This is a genomic window from Nocardia kruczakiae NBRC 101016 (assembly GCF_001612965.1).
Lineage (GTDB): Bacteria > Actinomycetota > Actinomycetes > Mycobacteriales > Mycobacteriaceae > Nocardia > Nocardia kruczakiae.
In genome coordinates this window covers 23626-37362 of record NZ_BDBL01000063.1, presented here as the reverse complement: position 1 = coordinate 37362, position 13737 = coordinate 23626, and the positions used below count along the sequence as shown (strand labels likewise).

Below are 13737 nucleotides of genomic sequence, written 5' to 3'. Positions count from 1 at the left end.
GTCGAGGCCAGGGCTCGGTGGGCGGCGCGCCGGGTGGCCGGTCGCGCCGCGGCGGGGATCGCGGAACGCATCAGCGGATGCCGGAATCGCACTGCGCCGGAATCGATCTCGATCAGCCCGGCGGCGACGGCGGGGGTCAGCTCCGCGTCCTCGACCGGGCCGTCGGTCAGCACCGCGGCGGCCGCCAGGGTCTGTTCCACCGAGAGTTCGTCGAGTGCGGCGAGCAGGAGGGCGGTGCGGGTCGTCTCGGGCAGCTGATCGGCCCGCAGACCGAAGGCGCGTTCCAGACGCTCGGTGAGCGGTAGCGGCGCGTCCGGCCGGTCGGTGGCCGACGGTAATTCCTTCAGCGCCAACGGGTTTCCTGCCGCTGCCGCCAGTACCCGTTCCCGCCGCTGATCGTCGAGGCCGGGGGCGACGCTGTCGAGCAGCTGCCGCGCATCCTCCTCGGCCAGCCGCGACAGCGCCAGCGTCGCATGTCCGGCCGGCGTCAGCGCCGTATCCGCGTCCCGGGTGGAGGCGACCAGCAGAATCGGCTCGGATTCCAGCCGGCGCGCGAGGAAGGCGAGCACCCCGGCGGTGGCGGCATCGAGCCAGTGCAGGTCCTCCACCACCAGCAGCAGCGGTTGTTCGGCCGCCCGATCGCTGAGCAGGGTCAGCAGCGCCGAACCGATCAGATATTCGTTCGGCGCGGCCGCGTCCGCGAATCCGAGGGCGGCGTTCAGGGCCGCGGCGTGGGTGGGTGGCAGCGCATCGAGACCGGACCGCAGCGGGAAGACGATCTGGTGCACACCCGCGTACGGCAGCTGCTGTTCGGCCTCGGTCGCGGTCACGGCCACGGTCCGGACACCGGCCAGCGTGGCCATCGACGTAACTTCCTGCAGCAGCGCGGTTTTACCGATCCCCGCTTCGCCCGCGATGACGACGACGCCGCCGCGCTCCTCGATGCCGGCGATCGCTTCGTCCAGATATTTGAGTTCCGATTCCCGGCCGACCAGCGACATCCGTGAACACTCCTGTCCGGTCCCGGCGCCCGGCGACGCCGGTCACCGCGGGTGATAGCAACACGCCGAGTGACCTCGGCGCGCTGTCGACACTATCGGTTCTCCGGATGGCGGAGCGGACTCCGGTGCGCGGTCACCGGCCGGGAACGATCAGAACGCCGCGGCGACGGCAGCGGCGATGAACACCACCTGCACGGCCGTGCGCAACGGCAGCGGCATGGTCTTGATCCCCAGATCGGCCCGGGCGGCCCGCACATTCGCCGGGAACATCGCGATCAGCAGGACGATCAGACCGGCGGCGGCGACGGGCGCGACCGGCGGTATCAGCAGTCCGACCGCGCCCGCCGCCTCGAGAACACCGGTCAGCGTCACCAGCCCGGCGGCGGACGGCAGCCCGGGCGGGACCATCGCGATCAGCGCGTCACGCCGCGGCTGCTGGAAGTGGGCCGACGCGGTCAGCAGGAACATCGCGGCCAGTCCGACGCGCAGGGCGTGCGGCCACGAATCGAGCCAGTCGGCGAGGTCGATCGCACCGGCGAGCCGGGCCAGTGCGGTGACGACGACGAGTACGACGAGCGGGGCCATGGGACACCCTCCGGATCGGTCCATCTTGACACTGTCAAGATTAAGCCTGTCGCGGCGACCTGTCAACGCACGAGGTAATCCGACCTCGCCCTTTTCCGCGAGATACGGTCTGGCTGTTATCGTCGGGCGGAGTCGGTAGATCAAGGAGACCAGACATGGTTGGTGAACTCGACATCTCCGGATAGACCCGGAAGTCACGGCCACCGGTAGGCGCACGCGGCGTCGCCGACGTGGCCATGTCGTCGTTCACCCGATCACCCTGTGGCGCGATTACACCGTGCCGCAACGACTTTCGAGGTCTCACTCATGTCCGATGCCTTCATCGTCTGTTCGAATCTGTCGTTCACCTGGCCCGACGACACTCCGGTGTTCCGGGATCTGTCCTTCAGCGTGCCGGGCGGGCGGACCGGCCTGGTCGCTCCCAACGGCGCCGGAAAGACCACCCTGCTGCGCCTGATCGCCGGCGAGCTGACCCCCTCGGCGGGCAGCATCACCGTCGACGGCATCCTCGGATACCTGCCGCAGAATCTGCCCCTGACCGGAGAACCGACCGTCGCCGAAGTCCTCGGCATCGCACCGGTGCTGGCCGCGCTGGCCGCCGTCGAATCCGGCGACACCGAGGAGCGGCATTTCACCACCATCGGCGCCGACTGGGACATCGAGGAACGCACGCGCGCCCAACTCGACCGGCTCGGGCTGGGCGAGCTGCCGTTCGACCGGCGGATGCACACCCTCAGCGGCGGGCAGATCGTCTCACTCGGCCTGGCCGCCCAGCTGCTGCGGCGACCGGACGTGCTGTTGCTCGACGAACCGACCAACAATCTCGACCTCGAGGCCCGCCATCAGCTCTACGACGTGCTCACCGACTGGAACGGCTGCCTGCTGCTGGTCAGCCACGACCGCGCCCTGCTCGACCGCACCGATCGCATCGCCGAACTCCACGACGGCGAAATCCGTTATTACGGAGGCAGTTTCACCGCGTACGAGCAGGCGGTGCAGGCCGAGCAGGCGGTGGCGGAAAAGAACATCCGCACCGCCGAACAGGAGGTCAAACGCGAGAAACGGGAATTGCAGCAGGCCCGCGAACGCGCCGCGCGCCGGGCGAGCAACGCGCAACGCAATCTCGGCAACGCCGGACTGCCGAAGATCTTCGCCGGCACCATGAAACGCAACGCACAGCAGTCGGCGGGACGCGCGAACGAAACCCACGGCGCTCGTCTCGACGCCGCGAAGAACCGCCTCGACGAAGCCGGGCGGGCGCTGCGCGAGGAACAGCGCATCGTGCTGAACCTGCCCGATACCGAGGTCCCGGCCGGGCGCACCCTGTTCGCCGCCGAGCACATCCGGTTCCGCTTCGGCGACCGCGAGTTGTTCGCCGGCGAGGGCGCCGATCTCGCCATCCGCGGACCCGAGCGCATCGCCCTCACCGGACCCAACGGCGCGGGCAAATCCACGCTGCTGCGCATCGTGCACGGCGACCTCACCCCCGACAGCGGGACCGTCACCCGCGCCGACGGTCGCATCGCCTACCTGTCCCAGCGGCTCGACCTGCTCGACCCCGGCCGGACCGTGGCGCAGAATCTGGCGGCCGCCGCGCCGCACCTGCCCGCCGCGCAGCGGATGAACCTGTTGGCGCGCTTCCTGTTCCGCGGCTCCCGCGCCCACCTGCCGGTCGGTGTCCTCTCCGGCGGGGAGCGACTGCGGGCTACCCTGGCCTGCGTGCTGTTCGCCGAACCGGCGCCGCAGCTGTTGCTGCTCGACGAACCCACCAACAATCTGGATCTGGTGAGCGTGGGGCAGCTGGTCGGCGCCCTGGAGTCCTATCGGGGCGCGATCGTGGTCGTCAGTCACGACGAACGGTTCCTCGCCGAGGTGCGGGTGAGCCGTCGGCTGCGACTCGCGGACGGCCGCCTGCTCGACGACACCCTTACGGCGACACCAGGACACGAACCGCCGCACCGGTGATACGTGTCCGACCCGGCGGCGGTACGGCGGCCCTGGACACGCGAACGGCCCGTCCCTTCCGGTGACGGGCCGTATCGATACCGGCGGTATTACCGCACGGTGACCGTCATCGAGAACCGCTGGCCCGGGTTGGCCTGGTCCCACGGCCGCACCGACACCAGGCTGAGCCGGGTGCTGCCGGCGCGGGCAGCGGTGAAGGTCCACACACTGGTACCGGGCGCGCCCGGCATCGAGCTGCCCGGCCGGAACACCGGGTCACCCTCCTGGGCGAGCACCCCGCGGTCGACCTCACCGATCTGCCAGACGTAACCGGTCGTCGGGTTGTCGGGCAGGGCCACCGCCAGTTCCTGACCGACGTCGAGGGTCGTGGTCCCGCCGTCGCCGTCGGTACCGACGATGATCGGCTCCGATACCGCCTGCACGGCACCGGGCACCGCGGGAATCGGGTCGGCCCCGGCAACCGCATTCGCCCCACCGGCCGTCAGCGCCAGACCGAACACAACCATCAGCAAAGGTGTACGCACCGCATTCCTTCCATATTCAAACGGGCGTCCACACCCTACAGTCGTGCTCAGCTCAGCAACGCCAAACCGCCATAGGCACCGGAGAATTCGGGATGCTCCCCCACGTCGGCCGGATTGTCCGGCCGCCACAACGGCAGATGCACCAGTCCTGGTTCCAGCAACGGCCAGTCGTGGAAGAATCCCGCGATATGGTTTCTGTCGCGCAGCACGATCTCGGTCGAGGTGCGCCCCGAGAGCTTCTGCGCCTCCAGCACTTCGACCGGCTGCCCGTCGGCGGTGGCATGGGTGATCGCCAGATAGCTGCCCGGGGCGACGGCCTGCTGCAGCCGTGCCACACATCCCGCCGGATCGGCCTCGTCCGGGACGAAATGCAGGACTCCCAAGAGCAATACGGCGATCGGCCGGTCGAAGTCCAGCACCTCGCGCACCAGCGGATCGTGCAGAATCGTGTCCGGCTCGGCGACATCGGCCTGCACGACCGCCGCATGCGGGTTGCCGTCCAGAATCGCCCGGCTGTGCGCCACCGCCACCGGATCGATATCGACGTAGACGACCCGCGCCTGCGGATTGCGCGCCTGCGCCACCTCGTGCACATTGCCGACGGTCGGAATGCCCGAGCCGAGATCCAGGAATTGCGTGATACCGGCGTCGACCAGATGACGCACGCAGCGACGCAACAGATCTCGGTTGGCGCGCATGGTTTCGGCGACATTCGGAGTGAACGATTCGATCTGGCGTGCCAGTGTGCGATCGATCTCGAAATTGTGCATCCCGCCGACGAAATAGTCGTACACCCGGGATGCGCTGGGCCGATCCAGGTCGATGCCTTCCGGCGCCCAACTAGGTCTGGTCATCGCAACCTCTCTGGAATTCAACCCCGCCGGAAGGCGAAGCCACGCAATCGTATTCGACACACGTGCGAAACTCCCGCGGTTCACATGAAGTCCACGCCCCGGCTACCATCATCGACATGGCGTGGGATGGGTCCGAACACGACGGTCCGCACGCCGACCTGGCGCACCGATGGGCAGCGGCGCTCGGCGGCGGGGTCCGCGATCACGTCGTACCCATGAGCGTTTCCGAGGCCCACCAGTTGCTGCTCACCCTCGCCCGGGGGTTGACCGACGCCGCCGACTCCGGCGGTACCGCGCGGGTCGCCGAACTGGGCGGCGATCTGGCCCGCGCTCATTTCGTCGGCGACGAGGTTCTCGGCCGCACCATGACGGTGCTGGCCACCTACTTCGCCGAACTCGACATCGCCTCCGGCCGGGCCGCGGAATTGATCGGCGCCTTCGCCGGTGGTTACGTGCGAGCGTTCCGGGCCTGGCTGCTCAGCGAACAGGAAAGTGTGCGCACCGCTGATATCGCGGCGCGCAGTGTGGTGGAGGAACAGTTGCGTGCCAGTGAGGCCCGATTGCGGGCCGTGTTCTCCCAGGCCGGGATCGGCACGGGGCTGTCGGATATGACCGGCCGGATCATCGAGGTCAACAACGCGTTCGCCGCCATGCTCGGCTACGAACCGGAACAGATGTACGAACTCGAGGTCACCGACCTCACCCATCCCGACGATCCGCCGGGCATGTGGGAGCTGTACGCGGGGGTGCTGCGCGGGGATCACGAGCATGCGCAGATGGAGAAGGCCTATCGCCATCGCGACGGGCACACCGTGTGGACCAATATCAACGTCTCGCTGATCCGTGACGATCACGGCCGGCCGCAGTACACGCTGGTCCTGGTCGAGGACATCTCCGAACAGCGCGAGCTGCGCGAGCGGCTCAGCTACCGCGCCCATCACGATCCGCTCACCGGGCTGGCCAACCGGTCCCGGTTCTTCGACGCCCTCACCGAAGCCTTCGCCGACCCGGACGCGCGAGTCGGCCTGTGCTACGTCGACCTCGACCATTTCAAGGCTGTCAACGACACCTTCGGCCATTCCATCGGTGACGAACTGCTCACCCGCGCGGCGGCCCGGCTGTGCGCGTGCGCGGTCGGGGAGAACAATCTCGTGGCCCGTATGGGCGGCGACGAATTCGTCATCCTGGTGCCCCGCACGCGGCGCCGGCGGGAACTGATCGATCTGGCCCGCACGGTGCTCGACGCGTTCACCGTGCCGTTCGACATCGACGGGCACCGGTTGCGGATCGGGGTCAGCATCGGCGTCATCTCCGAACAGGCCGCCGAAACCACCACCGAAGAGCTACTGCAGGCCGCCGATTCGACCATGTACTGGGCCAAGACCGACGGCCGCGGCCGCTACGCGGTCTTCGACCCCAGCCGGCGCCGCCGAGAGCACACCCGCGCCGAACTGCTCGCCGATCTCCCGGGCGCGCTGGCCCGCGGCGAATTCTTCCTCGACTACCAGCCGATCGTCGATCTCGGCGACCATCGGCCGGTCGCGGTGGAGGCGCTGGTGCGCTGGCACCACCCCCAGCTGGGAATTCTCAGTCCCGCACGGTTCATCGACCTGGCCGAGGGCGGCGGCCACATCATCGCGCTCGGCACGGTGGTGCTCGAGCAGGCGTGCCGGGAGGGACGGCGCTGGTGCGACCGCTTCGGCGACAAGGCGCCGGTGGTCAGCGTGAACGTCTCGGCGGAGGAGGTCGCCGATCCGGCCTGGCTCGAGCGGGTGCAGAAGATCGTGGCCGACACCGGAATCCCGCCGGACCGGCTGCAATTGGAACTCACCGAGCGCACCTTCATGCATGCGATCGGGCGGCCGCTGCAGGCGCTGCACACCCTCGCCGAATCCGGAATCCGCATCGCCATCGACGATTTCGGCACCGGCTATTCCAATCTCGCCTATCTGGGCCAGCTTCCGCTGCACGTGGTGAAACTGGCCGGGCCGTTCATCCATCGCATCCGCAATGCCGGCACGGTCGGCCGCAGCGATCTGCTGATCCTGGAGACGATCATCGACCTCAGCCACGATCTGGGCCTGAGCGTGACCGCCGAATGTGTGGAGACCCGGCATCAGGCCGATCGGCTGCTCGGACTGCAGTGCGATACCGCCCAGGGCTGGTACTTCCACCATCCGGTGCACGCCGACGTGATCGCGGACCTGCTCGCCCGCGAACTCGTCGAGCCGGGGGCGCTGCCGCTCGAACTGCCGGGCTCGCTGCCGAATCCGCACGGCCGCTGACCCGACGCACGCGAGCGGTGCGGTGTCCGTCGCCGGTCACCGCACCGCCCGCGTTCGGCCCGGAATCAGTACGCCGTACCACCGGTGGCCGCGCTGCGGCCGTGCTTCATGAACACGACACCCACGAGCGCGATCGCCGCGGACACGGCCACGAAGTAGAAGCCCAGCTCGTATCCGCGGTCGGCGAACAACAGCGGAATATCCTTGGTGGCCACATGGTTTCCCGCCACCGAGATATCGGCGCGCACCGGATTGGCGTTGAGGAACGCGGTCGCCACCGCGATGCCGATCGCGGCGCCCATCGACTGCATCACCCCGAGCATGCCCGCGCTGATGCCCTGCTGTTCGGCCGGGACGCCCTCCACGATGAGGTTCGGCGTCGAGGCGTAGTACAGGCCGAAGGCGAGGCCGTACACGGCGCTGATCAGCGCGATCACACTCCAGCCGTGATCGAGGACCGCATAGGCCAGCCCGCTGAGCACCATCACCACCAGCGCCGACATCAGCGGCATCCGGGCGCCGGAGCGGCGAATCCAGAAGCCGCCGATCAGGCCGGCGATCATGCCGATCACCGCCTGCGCCAGGGCCACGTGCACCGCATATCCGAGCAGCGTCAGATTGTCGCCGTAGGTGTAGCCCGGATTCAGGCTCACCTGCACGGCCTGCGCCGGCAACATCTGCCCGGTCTGGGCGTGGATCTCGGCGAGCGTGCCCTGCACGACACCGGCGGTGACGTCCGCCGCGGGCGGCGACTGGGTCATGTACCCCACCGCGTAGCCCTGGTATCCGATCGTGAACGACGCCAGTAGCGCGACGAACAGCACCACACTCACCCGCGGGTGGAACAGCAGCTTCATATCCATGATCGGTTGCCGCACACGCATTTCCACGATCGGGAAAGCGGCCAGCAGCACCAGCCCGCCGACCAGCCAGGCGAGCGTGGACGGCTTCGCCCACCCCCAATCCTGACCCTTGTCCAGGTAGATCAGCGTCAGCACCGCACCCGCGGCCAGCAGCACCGCACCGATGAAGTCCAGCCGCTGCGGCGTACGCAGCCGCGACTCCGGCACGATCAGCGCGACCAGCGGCAGCATGATCACGGTGAAGACGAACAGGAACCAGAAGATCGCCCGCCAGCTGTGGTGATCGACGATGTAGCCGCCGATCAGCGGTCCGGCCACGGCCGAAACACCCAGGCCGGTGGAGGCGACACCCAGCCCGATCGGCACATACTTGCGCGGCATGAGGTCGCGGATCAGGCCGTAGGAGATCACCGCGGTGGCGATCGCGGTGGCCTGCAGACCCCGGCCGAGCAGGAAGAGCATCCAGTTGCTGGTGATCGCGCACAGCGCGCAGCCGATCAGGAACAGCACCCCGCAGAGCATGAACATTCGCTTCTTGCCCCAGATGTCGCTCATCTTGCCGACGAGCGGTGAGGCCGCGGCGCCGATGACGCCGAAGATGATGATCGCCCAGTTGATGTTCGCGCCCTGGTCGGGGAAGGTCGGCGCGATCTGGCGCAGTGCCGCCGACACCATGACGAATTGCATGGGGGCGACCTCGGTGAACAGCACGATCACCGCGAGCACGGTGAAGATGCGAAGTGTGGACGCACCGTCGAGACGGCCGGTCGTATCGACCGGCTCCGACGGTGTCGTCGCTTCGAGGGAGGTGGACATGTGCCCTCCGGAGTGACAGGTGAACAAGATGGCGTGAACCGTGTCACATTCCGGATGGTCCGAATATCACCGAACCCGCTCAGTGGGACCGAACTCGCGCATCTCGACGCCGTACGACACCGCGGCAGTGCACAATGCTCTGATGCTCGATGTGTACTACGGCTTGTTCCTGCTCTTGTTCGAAGGAGAGCGGCTGGGCCACATCTTCGGAGTGGCGTTCGACTCCGGAAATCTGTGCGGGTGAGAGGGTTCGACCGGCACGCCGTGGCACCGGGCGCCCCTTAGTCGTCGGCAGGCTTCGCTGCCGGCGGCTCCAGGATGTCGAGATAGTGCTCGACCAGGGGCCAGCAGCTCCACGTGTCCCGGTGTGAAGCCGAAGTTGTTCTCCATCACCAGGATTCGCGGCAGACCCGACAGCGCGAGCGGGGCGACCTCGTCGGTGTCGGTGGGCCGTTCCGACCCCAGCTACTCGCGGACAATCGTGTGGGCTCCGTCGTCCTGACGACCTCGGTGGGCGGGCTCGAACCCTATGCCTGTGAAGGTATTCGTCGATTCCGACCGCTACGGCGATCACGGCGTGTGCACGTCGCTGTGCCGCGAGATCTTCTTCCTCAACGACGACGGCTGCGCCGAGGTGCTAAGTGGTCGCGAGCAGGTCGTCCAGCAGCGACCGGGTGTGGACGAGCCGGTCGATATCACCGGTGATCCGGCGACGCTCGACCTCCAGTCGTTCGCGGCAGCCGTCCAACAGCAGGGAATCGCCGGACAGGCACGAGAGGATTTCGCCGATGAGGTCCATGTGCAGGCCGGCCGCGAGCAGGGTGCGGATGTGGCCCACCGTGCGGATGTCGGAGTCACCGAAGACGCGGTATCCGGTGGCGGTTCGCTCCGGCTTCAGGACACCTCGTTCCTCGTAGTAGCGCAGTGCGCGCACACTCACCCCGGTCCGCTCGGCCAACTCTCCGATCTTCACCCGGCGCTCCGTTCACTGTGCGGACTTGACTCTCACGTCGACGTGAGAGTTTAGCGTCCCGGCATGCTTCGACTCGGCATCCTCATATTCTGCGTATTCAGCGTCACCACCGGCGAATTCGTCGTCGCCGGGATCCTGCCCGAGGTCGCCGCCGATCTCGGTGTCACCGTCGGCGCCGCCGGCCTGCTGGTCACCGCGTACGCGGTCGGCATGATCGTCGGTGGCCCGCTCCTCACCGCGGTGACGGCCGGCATCGACCGGAAACGGTTGATGGTGGCATTGCTGGCCGTCGCGGTCGTCGGCAACGCGGTTTCCGCTCTCGCACCCGATTTCCGATTGCTGCTGGCGGCCCGGTTGCTCACCGCGCTGGTGACTTCGACGTTCTTCGCCCAGGCCGTCGTGATCGCGGTACAGTCCGCGGCGCCCGAACGCGCCGGAACAATGGTGGCGCGGTTGGCATTCGGCATGAACCTGGCGATGATTCTCGGCGCACCGATCGGCACTCGAATCGGCAGTCAGTGGGGGTGGCGGGCGACATTCGCCACGATCGCGGTCGCATGCCTGATCGGGCTGGTGTCGATCGCCCGGACGTTCCCACCCGCGGCCGCGGCGGAAGGGACCTCGGCCGTCGCCGAGTTGCGGGTCCTGCGGCGGGGGCCGGTGCTGGTGGCGCTGGCGATCACCGCGGTCGGCAACGTCGGAGCGCTGATGGTGTTCAGCTACCTCGCCCCGCTGCTCACGAACCTGGGCGGCCATCCCGCCGGACGCTTGCCACTGCTGCTGCTCGCCTACGGTGTCGGCGCGACCATCGGCAACCTCGTCGGCGGCACACTCTACGACCGCAACCCCCGGTTCGCCCAGCCCGCGCTGCTCGGGTTGCTGGCCGTGACGTTCGTGGCAGCGTGGTTCGTCGCGACCGTCACCGCGCTCACCGTGGTCGCGGTGGTGGTGATCGGCCTGCTCGGCTTCGCCGTCATCCCCGGCATGCAGGCACGCGTGCTGCGAACCGCCGCCGCGGCCCCCACCCTGGCCATGGCCGTCAACGCCTCCGGCTACCAGCTCGCCGCCGCCGCTGCGGGCGTCGTCGGCGGACTGATCGCCGACTCCCCCGCAGGTCCCCGCCCGCTCTACCTGGTCGCCGCCGGCCTCACCGCCTGCGGCCTGCTCATGACGGTCACTGCCCCGCGTGCGCCGCACCCCGAAGACGCAGCCGCGATGGCGGAGTGATCTCGAAGCCCGGAAAGGAAACCCGTCGGTGTCGTCGCACACGCGACGACACCGACGGGTCACGTTTCCCCGGTATCGCGGCCGAAGCCGGCTTGCACCGTACAGGACTGCGCCGAGTCCGTGTCAGCCGATATTCGCCGACAGGTCCGGAGCCATCCGGTACACCTCGTCACGCCAGTTGTTCCAGGCGTGGATGCCCGCGGCCGGGAAGTCGTAGGCGATGTTCTGCGCGCCCAGGGATGCCATCCGCACCTGGAACGCGCGGGTGTTCACCAGTGCCAGGGCCTCGAGCCCCATGCCGTTGACGGTGCCCATATTCGGTCCGTCGGTGGCGGTGGGGATGCCGCTGCCGGCCGAGATCCACAGCCGTGTGTTGTTCTGAATCAGCCTGGGCGCGAAGACGAACGGGTCCATCCGCAGCCACTGCGGGCCCCACGGCGGAGCCATCGCATCGACGTTGTAACCGCCGGCATCGAGCATCGCGACGCGGATCGCCTCGCGCATACCCGGCGCCGAGATATTCAGGTACCCGGAGAAGGATCCGGCGAAGCTGAACTGGTCGGGATGGTAGGCGGCCAGGGTCAGCGCGGCACTACCGCCCATCGACAGGCCGAAGACGCCGTTGCGGTCGGCCCGGAATCCCAGGCGGTCACGCAGTGCGCCGCGCAGGTTCTGCGTCAGGAAGGTTTCCCACTTGTAAGTGTAGGACTTACCCGGTCCGGCCGAAAATGCCTGCAGCGCACCGGATCCCGAGGTCGAACCGGACGAGGAGCCCGAGCCCGGCGCGACGCCGAGGAAGCTCGACGGCGCGTTCCAGTCGGCGTAGAAGCTGGACTGACCGCCGACCGGCATCACCACGTTGATATTCCACGAGGTCAGCAGGCGGGCGATATCGGTCTCGATCTCCCAGCCGTTGAGGTCCTCGCGAGCGCGCATGCCGTCGAGGGCGTAGACGACGCGGTCGGTATTGCCGTCGGCGGCGCGGAAGACGCGCGATTTGACCGGCCCCATACTCGAATCGACCCAGAAGTCGAAGCCGGAGGGATCGAAGGCCGCCGCGGCCCGCGGGAGCTGGCCCGATACCGCCGCGGTCAGCGGTACGAACAGAGCCAGGGCCAAGGCGAGCAGGGTCCGCCCCGGCCTCGCACCGGAGCGGCCGGATCTCTGCCGACGCAATCTTCGCATGTCACAGCAACCTTTCGTGATCGAACGCCGCAGGCCGTGCCCCCGCCCGGCCGCGACGGTGCCCAGTGCCGCCGCCCCGACCCCCTGCCTCGCCGGGGTCCGCCGCACTGCGCGTGTCACGCCCGTATCGACCACCTCTTCGGCACCGTTACTGAAATGTGATGTTTATTTCCGACCGATCGGTTTCGCATAACAGACATGACGGTCACGCGGCGGAGGTGTCCGGTGTCCGCGTTTCCCGATCGTCCAGCGCGATCGTGCGCGCGACCTTCTGCGGCGCCCCGCCGATCAGTCCGCGCCACGGCAGGTAACGCAGCATCCGCACGTTGAGGTTGCGGAACCCGATCATCGCCTTGCTGCTGGGCGCGTACCACGCGCCGACACCCTGGGCGAACTTCTGACACGCGTCGACCATCGGTCGCATCCGTTCCTCGTAGCGCGCGAACGCCGCCCGATGATCATCACGAGTCGCGGCCAGTTCGGCGGCCAGCACATAGGCGCCGACCAGCGACAGATCCGCACCCTGCCCCGACAGCGGCGATGCGCAGTAGCCCGCGTCGCCGACCAGCGCGACCCGGCCCGACGACCACGTCGGCATCCGGATCTGAGCCATCGCATCGAAGTAGAAGTCCGGCGCCGCGGGCAGATGCTCGAGCAGGGTCGGCACCTCCCAGCCCTCACCGGCGAACGTTTCGGAGAGAATCTCACGCTGACGGGCGGTATCGCGGTAGTCGTAGTCGAGCCGGTCCGAGGCCCACGCGAAGATCGCCTTCGCCTCGGTATTCGAACGCGCACTGTAACTGCCGGCGATCTTGCCGGGCGAGTTGTAGTCGAGTTCCCAATGGTCCAGATCGAGCACATTGGGGATCGTGTAGATCGAGATGTAGTAACCCATGTGGCGCAGGAACCGCGACTCCGGCCCGAACGCCAGCGTGCGGGTGTTCGAATGCACGCCGTCGGCACCGATCACCAGGTCGAACGTGCGCGGTGCCGCATTCTCGAAGATCACGTGCACACCGCCCTCGTCCTGCGTGAGCGCGGCGATCGAATCGCCGAACAGATACTCGACGTCGTCGTGCGTCGCCTCGTACAGCACCTCCGCCAGATCGCCGCGCTGAATCTCGGTATCGCCGTCCGCGCCGACGCCGTTGAAGGTCTCGCTGTCGATACTCGCGCGCACCCGCCCGCCGGCATCGACGTAGGAGGTGCCGCGCTTGCCGGTGCTGCGTTCGTGCACCCGGTCCAGCAGACCCATCCGGCGAACCACCTCGGTGGCCGTGCCCAGCACGTCGATGGCCTGACCGCCGACCCGCAACGCCGGAGCCTTCTCCACGATCGTCGGCTCGAAACCGTACCGGGCCAGCCAGAACGCGAGGGCCGGGCCCGCGATGCTCGCGCCGCTGATCAGGACTGTGGTGTTGCTCGTGTGCTGCATGGTGGGAACCGTACAGCGAATTTG

General features: G+C 68.1%; 11 protein-coding genes. 3 read left to right on the top strand and 8 right to left on the bottom strand.

Going from position 1 to position 13737, the window contains the following annotated elements; translation table 11 throughout:
- On the bottom strand, positions 1 to 1001 hold a 1001-nt coding region (locus NK1_RS31035; RefSeq protein WP_157104532.1), incomplete at its 3' end, for an AAA family ATPase.
- A 150-nt stretch (positions 1002 to 1151) separates the two neighbouring features.
- A complete protein-coding gene (locus NK1_RS31030; protein WP_063014500.1) occupies positions 1152 to 1586 on the bottom strand; it encodes a DoxX family protein in 435 nt (144 codons plus the stop codon).
- Positions 1587 to 1892: 306 nt separating this feature from the next.
- Here NK1_RS31030 and abc-f point away from each other — a divergent pair, with 306 nt between their 5' ends.
- The gene (gene abc-f, locus NK1_RS31025; RefSeq protein WP_063014498.1) at positions 1893 to 3551 is read left to right on the top strand and encodes a ribosomal protection-like ABC-F family protein; all 1659 of its coding nucleotides are present in this window, start codon (positions 1893 to 1895) and stop codon (positions 3549 to 3551) included.
- Between the two features lie 89 nt (positions 3552 to 3640).
- Here the strand turns inward: abc-f and NK1_RS31020 are convergent, their stop codons facing one another.
- Together NK1_RS31020 and NK1_RS31015 are read right to left on the bottom strand one after the other, a co-directional pair.
- Positions 3641 to 4057: a protease inhibitor I42 family protein gene (locus tag NK1_RS31020; RefSeq protein ID WP_063014496.1), complete on the bottom strand. Its 417-nt coding sequence runs from the start codon at positions 4055 to 4057 to the stop codon at positions 3641 to 3643.
- Between the two features lie 65 nt (positions 4058 to 4122).
- Positions 4123 to 4929, bottom strand: a complete 807-nt coding sequence (locus NK1_RS31015; RefSeq protein WP_063014494.1) for an SAM-dependent methyltransferase — start codon at positions 4927 to 4929, stop codon at positions 4123 to 4125.
- A 116-nt stretch (positions 4930 to 5045) separates the two neighbouring features.
- Here NK1_RS31015 and NK1_RS31010 point away from each other — a divergent pair, with 116 nt between their 5' ends.
- Entirely contained in the window at positions 5046 to 7214 is a 2169-nt protein-coding gene (locus tag NK1_RS31010) for a putative bifunctional diguanylate cyclase/phosphodiesterase (RefSeq protein ID WP_063906159.1), read from the top strand.
- 65 nt (positions 7215 to 7279) lie between these two features.
- Here NK1_RS31010 and NK1_RS31005 read toward each other — a convergent pair whose 3' ends face one another.
- Entirely contained in the window at positions 7280 to 8893 is a 1614-nt protein-coding gene (locus NK1_RS31005; protein WP_063014492.1) for an MFS transporter, read from the bottom strand.
- Between the two features lie 637 nt (positions 8894 to 9530).
- The gene (locus NK1_RS31000) at positions 9531 to 9866 is read right to left on the bottom strand and encodes a MerR family transcriptional regulator (RefSeq protein WP_063014490.1); all 336 of its coding nucleotides are present in this window, start codon (positions 9864 to 9866) and stop codon (positions 9531 to 9533) included.
- Between the two features lie 63 nt (positions 9867 to 9929).
- Between NK1_RS31000 and NK1_RS30995 the strand changes: the two genes are divergently transcribed.
- A complete protein-coding gene (locus NK1_RS30995; protein WP_063014488.1) occupies positions 9930 to 11093 on the top strand; it encodes an MFS transporter in 1164 nt (387 codons plus the stop codon).
- A 123-nt stretch (positions 11094 to 11216) separates the two neighbouring features.
- On the opposite strand, the gene NK1_RS30990 is transcribed toward NK1_RS30995, so the two are convergent.
- Positions 11217 to 12278, bottom strand: coding sequence for an alpha/beta hydrolase (locus tag NK1_RS30990; RefSeq protein WP_063014486.1), 1062 nt, complete (start codon positions 12276 to 12278; stop codon positions 11217 to 11219).
- 205 nt (positions 12279 to 12483) lie between these two features.
- On the bottom strand, positions 12484 to 13713 hold the full coding sequence (locus tag NK1_RS30985) for an FAD-dependent monooxygenase (RefSeq protein ID WP_063014484.1): 1230 nt from the start codon (positions 13711 to 13713) through the stop codon (positions 12484 to 12486).
- Between the last annotated feature and the right edge of the window lie 24 nt (positions 13714 to 13737).

What these genes read in the sequence shown, in the direction of transcription:
- NK1_RS31030 (WP_063014500.1), bottom strand. Translation starts at nt 1,586, where the DNA reads ATGGCCCCGCTCGTCGTACTCGTCGTCGTCACCGCACTGGCCCGGCTC.
- abc-f (WP_063014498.1), top strand. Translation starts at nt 1,893, where the DNA reads ATGTCCGATGCCTTCATCGTCTGTTCGAATCTGTCGTTCACCTGGCCC.
- NK1_RS31020 (WP_063014496.1), bottom strand. Translation starts at nt 4,057, where the DNA reads ATGGTTGTGTTCGGTCTGGCGCTGACGGCCGGTGGGGCGAATGCGGTT.
- NK1_RS31015 (WP_063014494.1), bottom strand. Translation starts at nt 4,929, where the DNA reads ATGACCAGACCTAGTTGGGCGCCGGAAGGCATCGACCTGGATCGGCCC.
- NK1_RS31010 (WP_063906159.1), top strand. Translation starts at nt 5,046, where the DNA reads ATGGCGTGGGATGGGTCCGAACACGACGGTCCGCACGCCGACCTGGCG.
- NK1_RS31005 (WP_063014492.1), bottom strand. Translation starts at nt 8,893, where the DNA reads ATGTCCACCTCCCTCGAAGCGACGACACCGTCGGAGCCGGTCGATACG.
- NK1_RS30995 (WP_063014488.1), top strand. Translation starts at nt 9,930, where the DNA reads ATGCTTCGACTCGGCATCCTCATATTCTGCGTATTCAGCGTCACCACC.
- NK1_RS30990 (WP_063014486.1), bottom strand. Translation starts at nt 12,278, where the DNA reads ATGCGAAGATTGCGTCGGCAGAGATCCGGCCGCTCCGGTGCGAGGCCG.
- NK1_RS30985 (WP_063014484.1), bottom strand. Translation starts at nt 13,713, where the DNA reads ATGCAGCACACGAGCAACACCACAGTCCTGATCAGCGGCGCGAGCATC.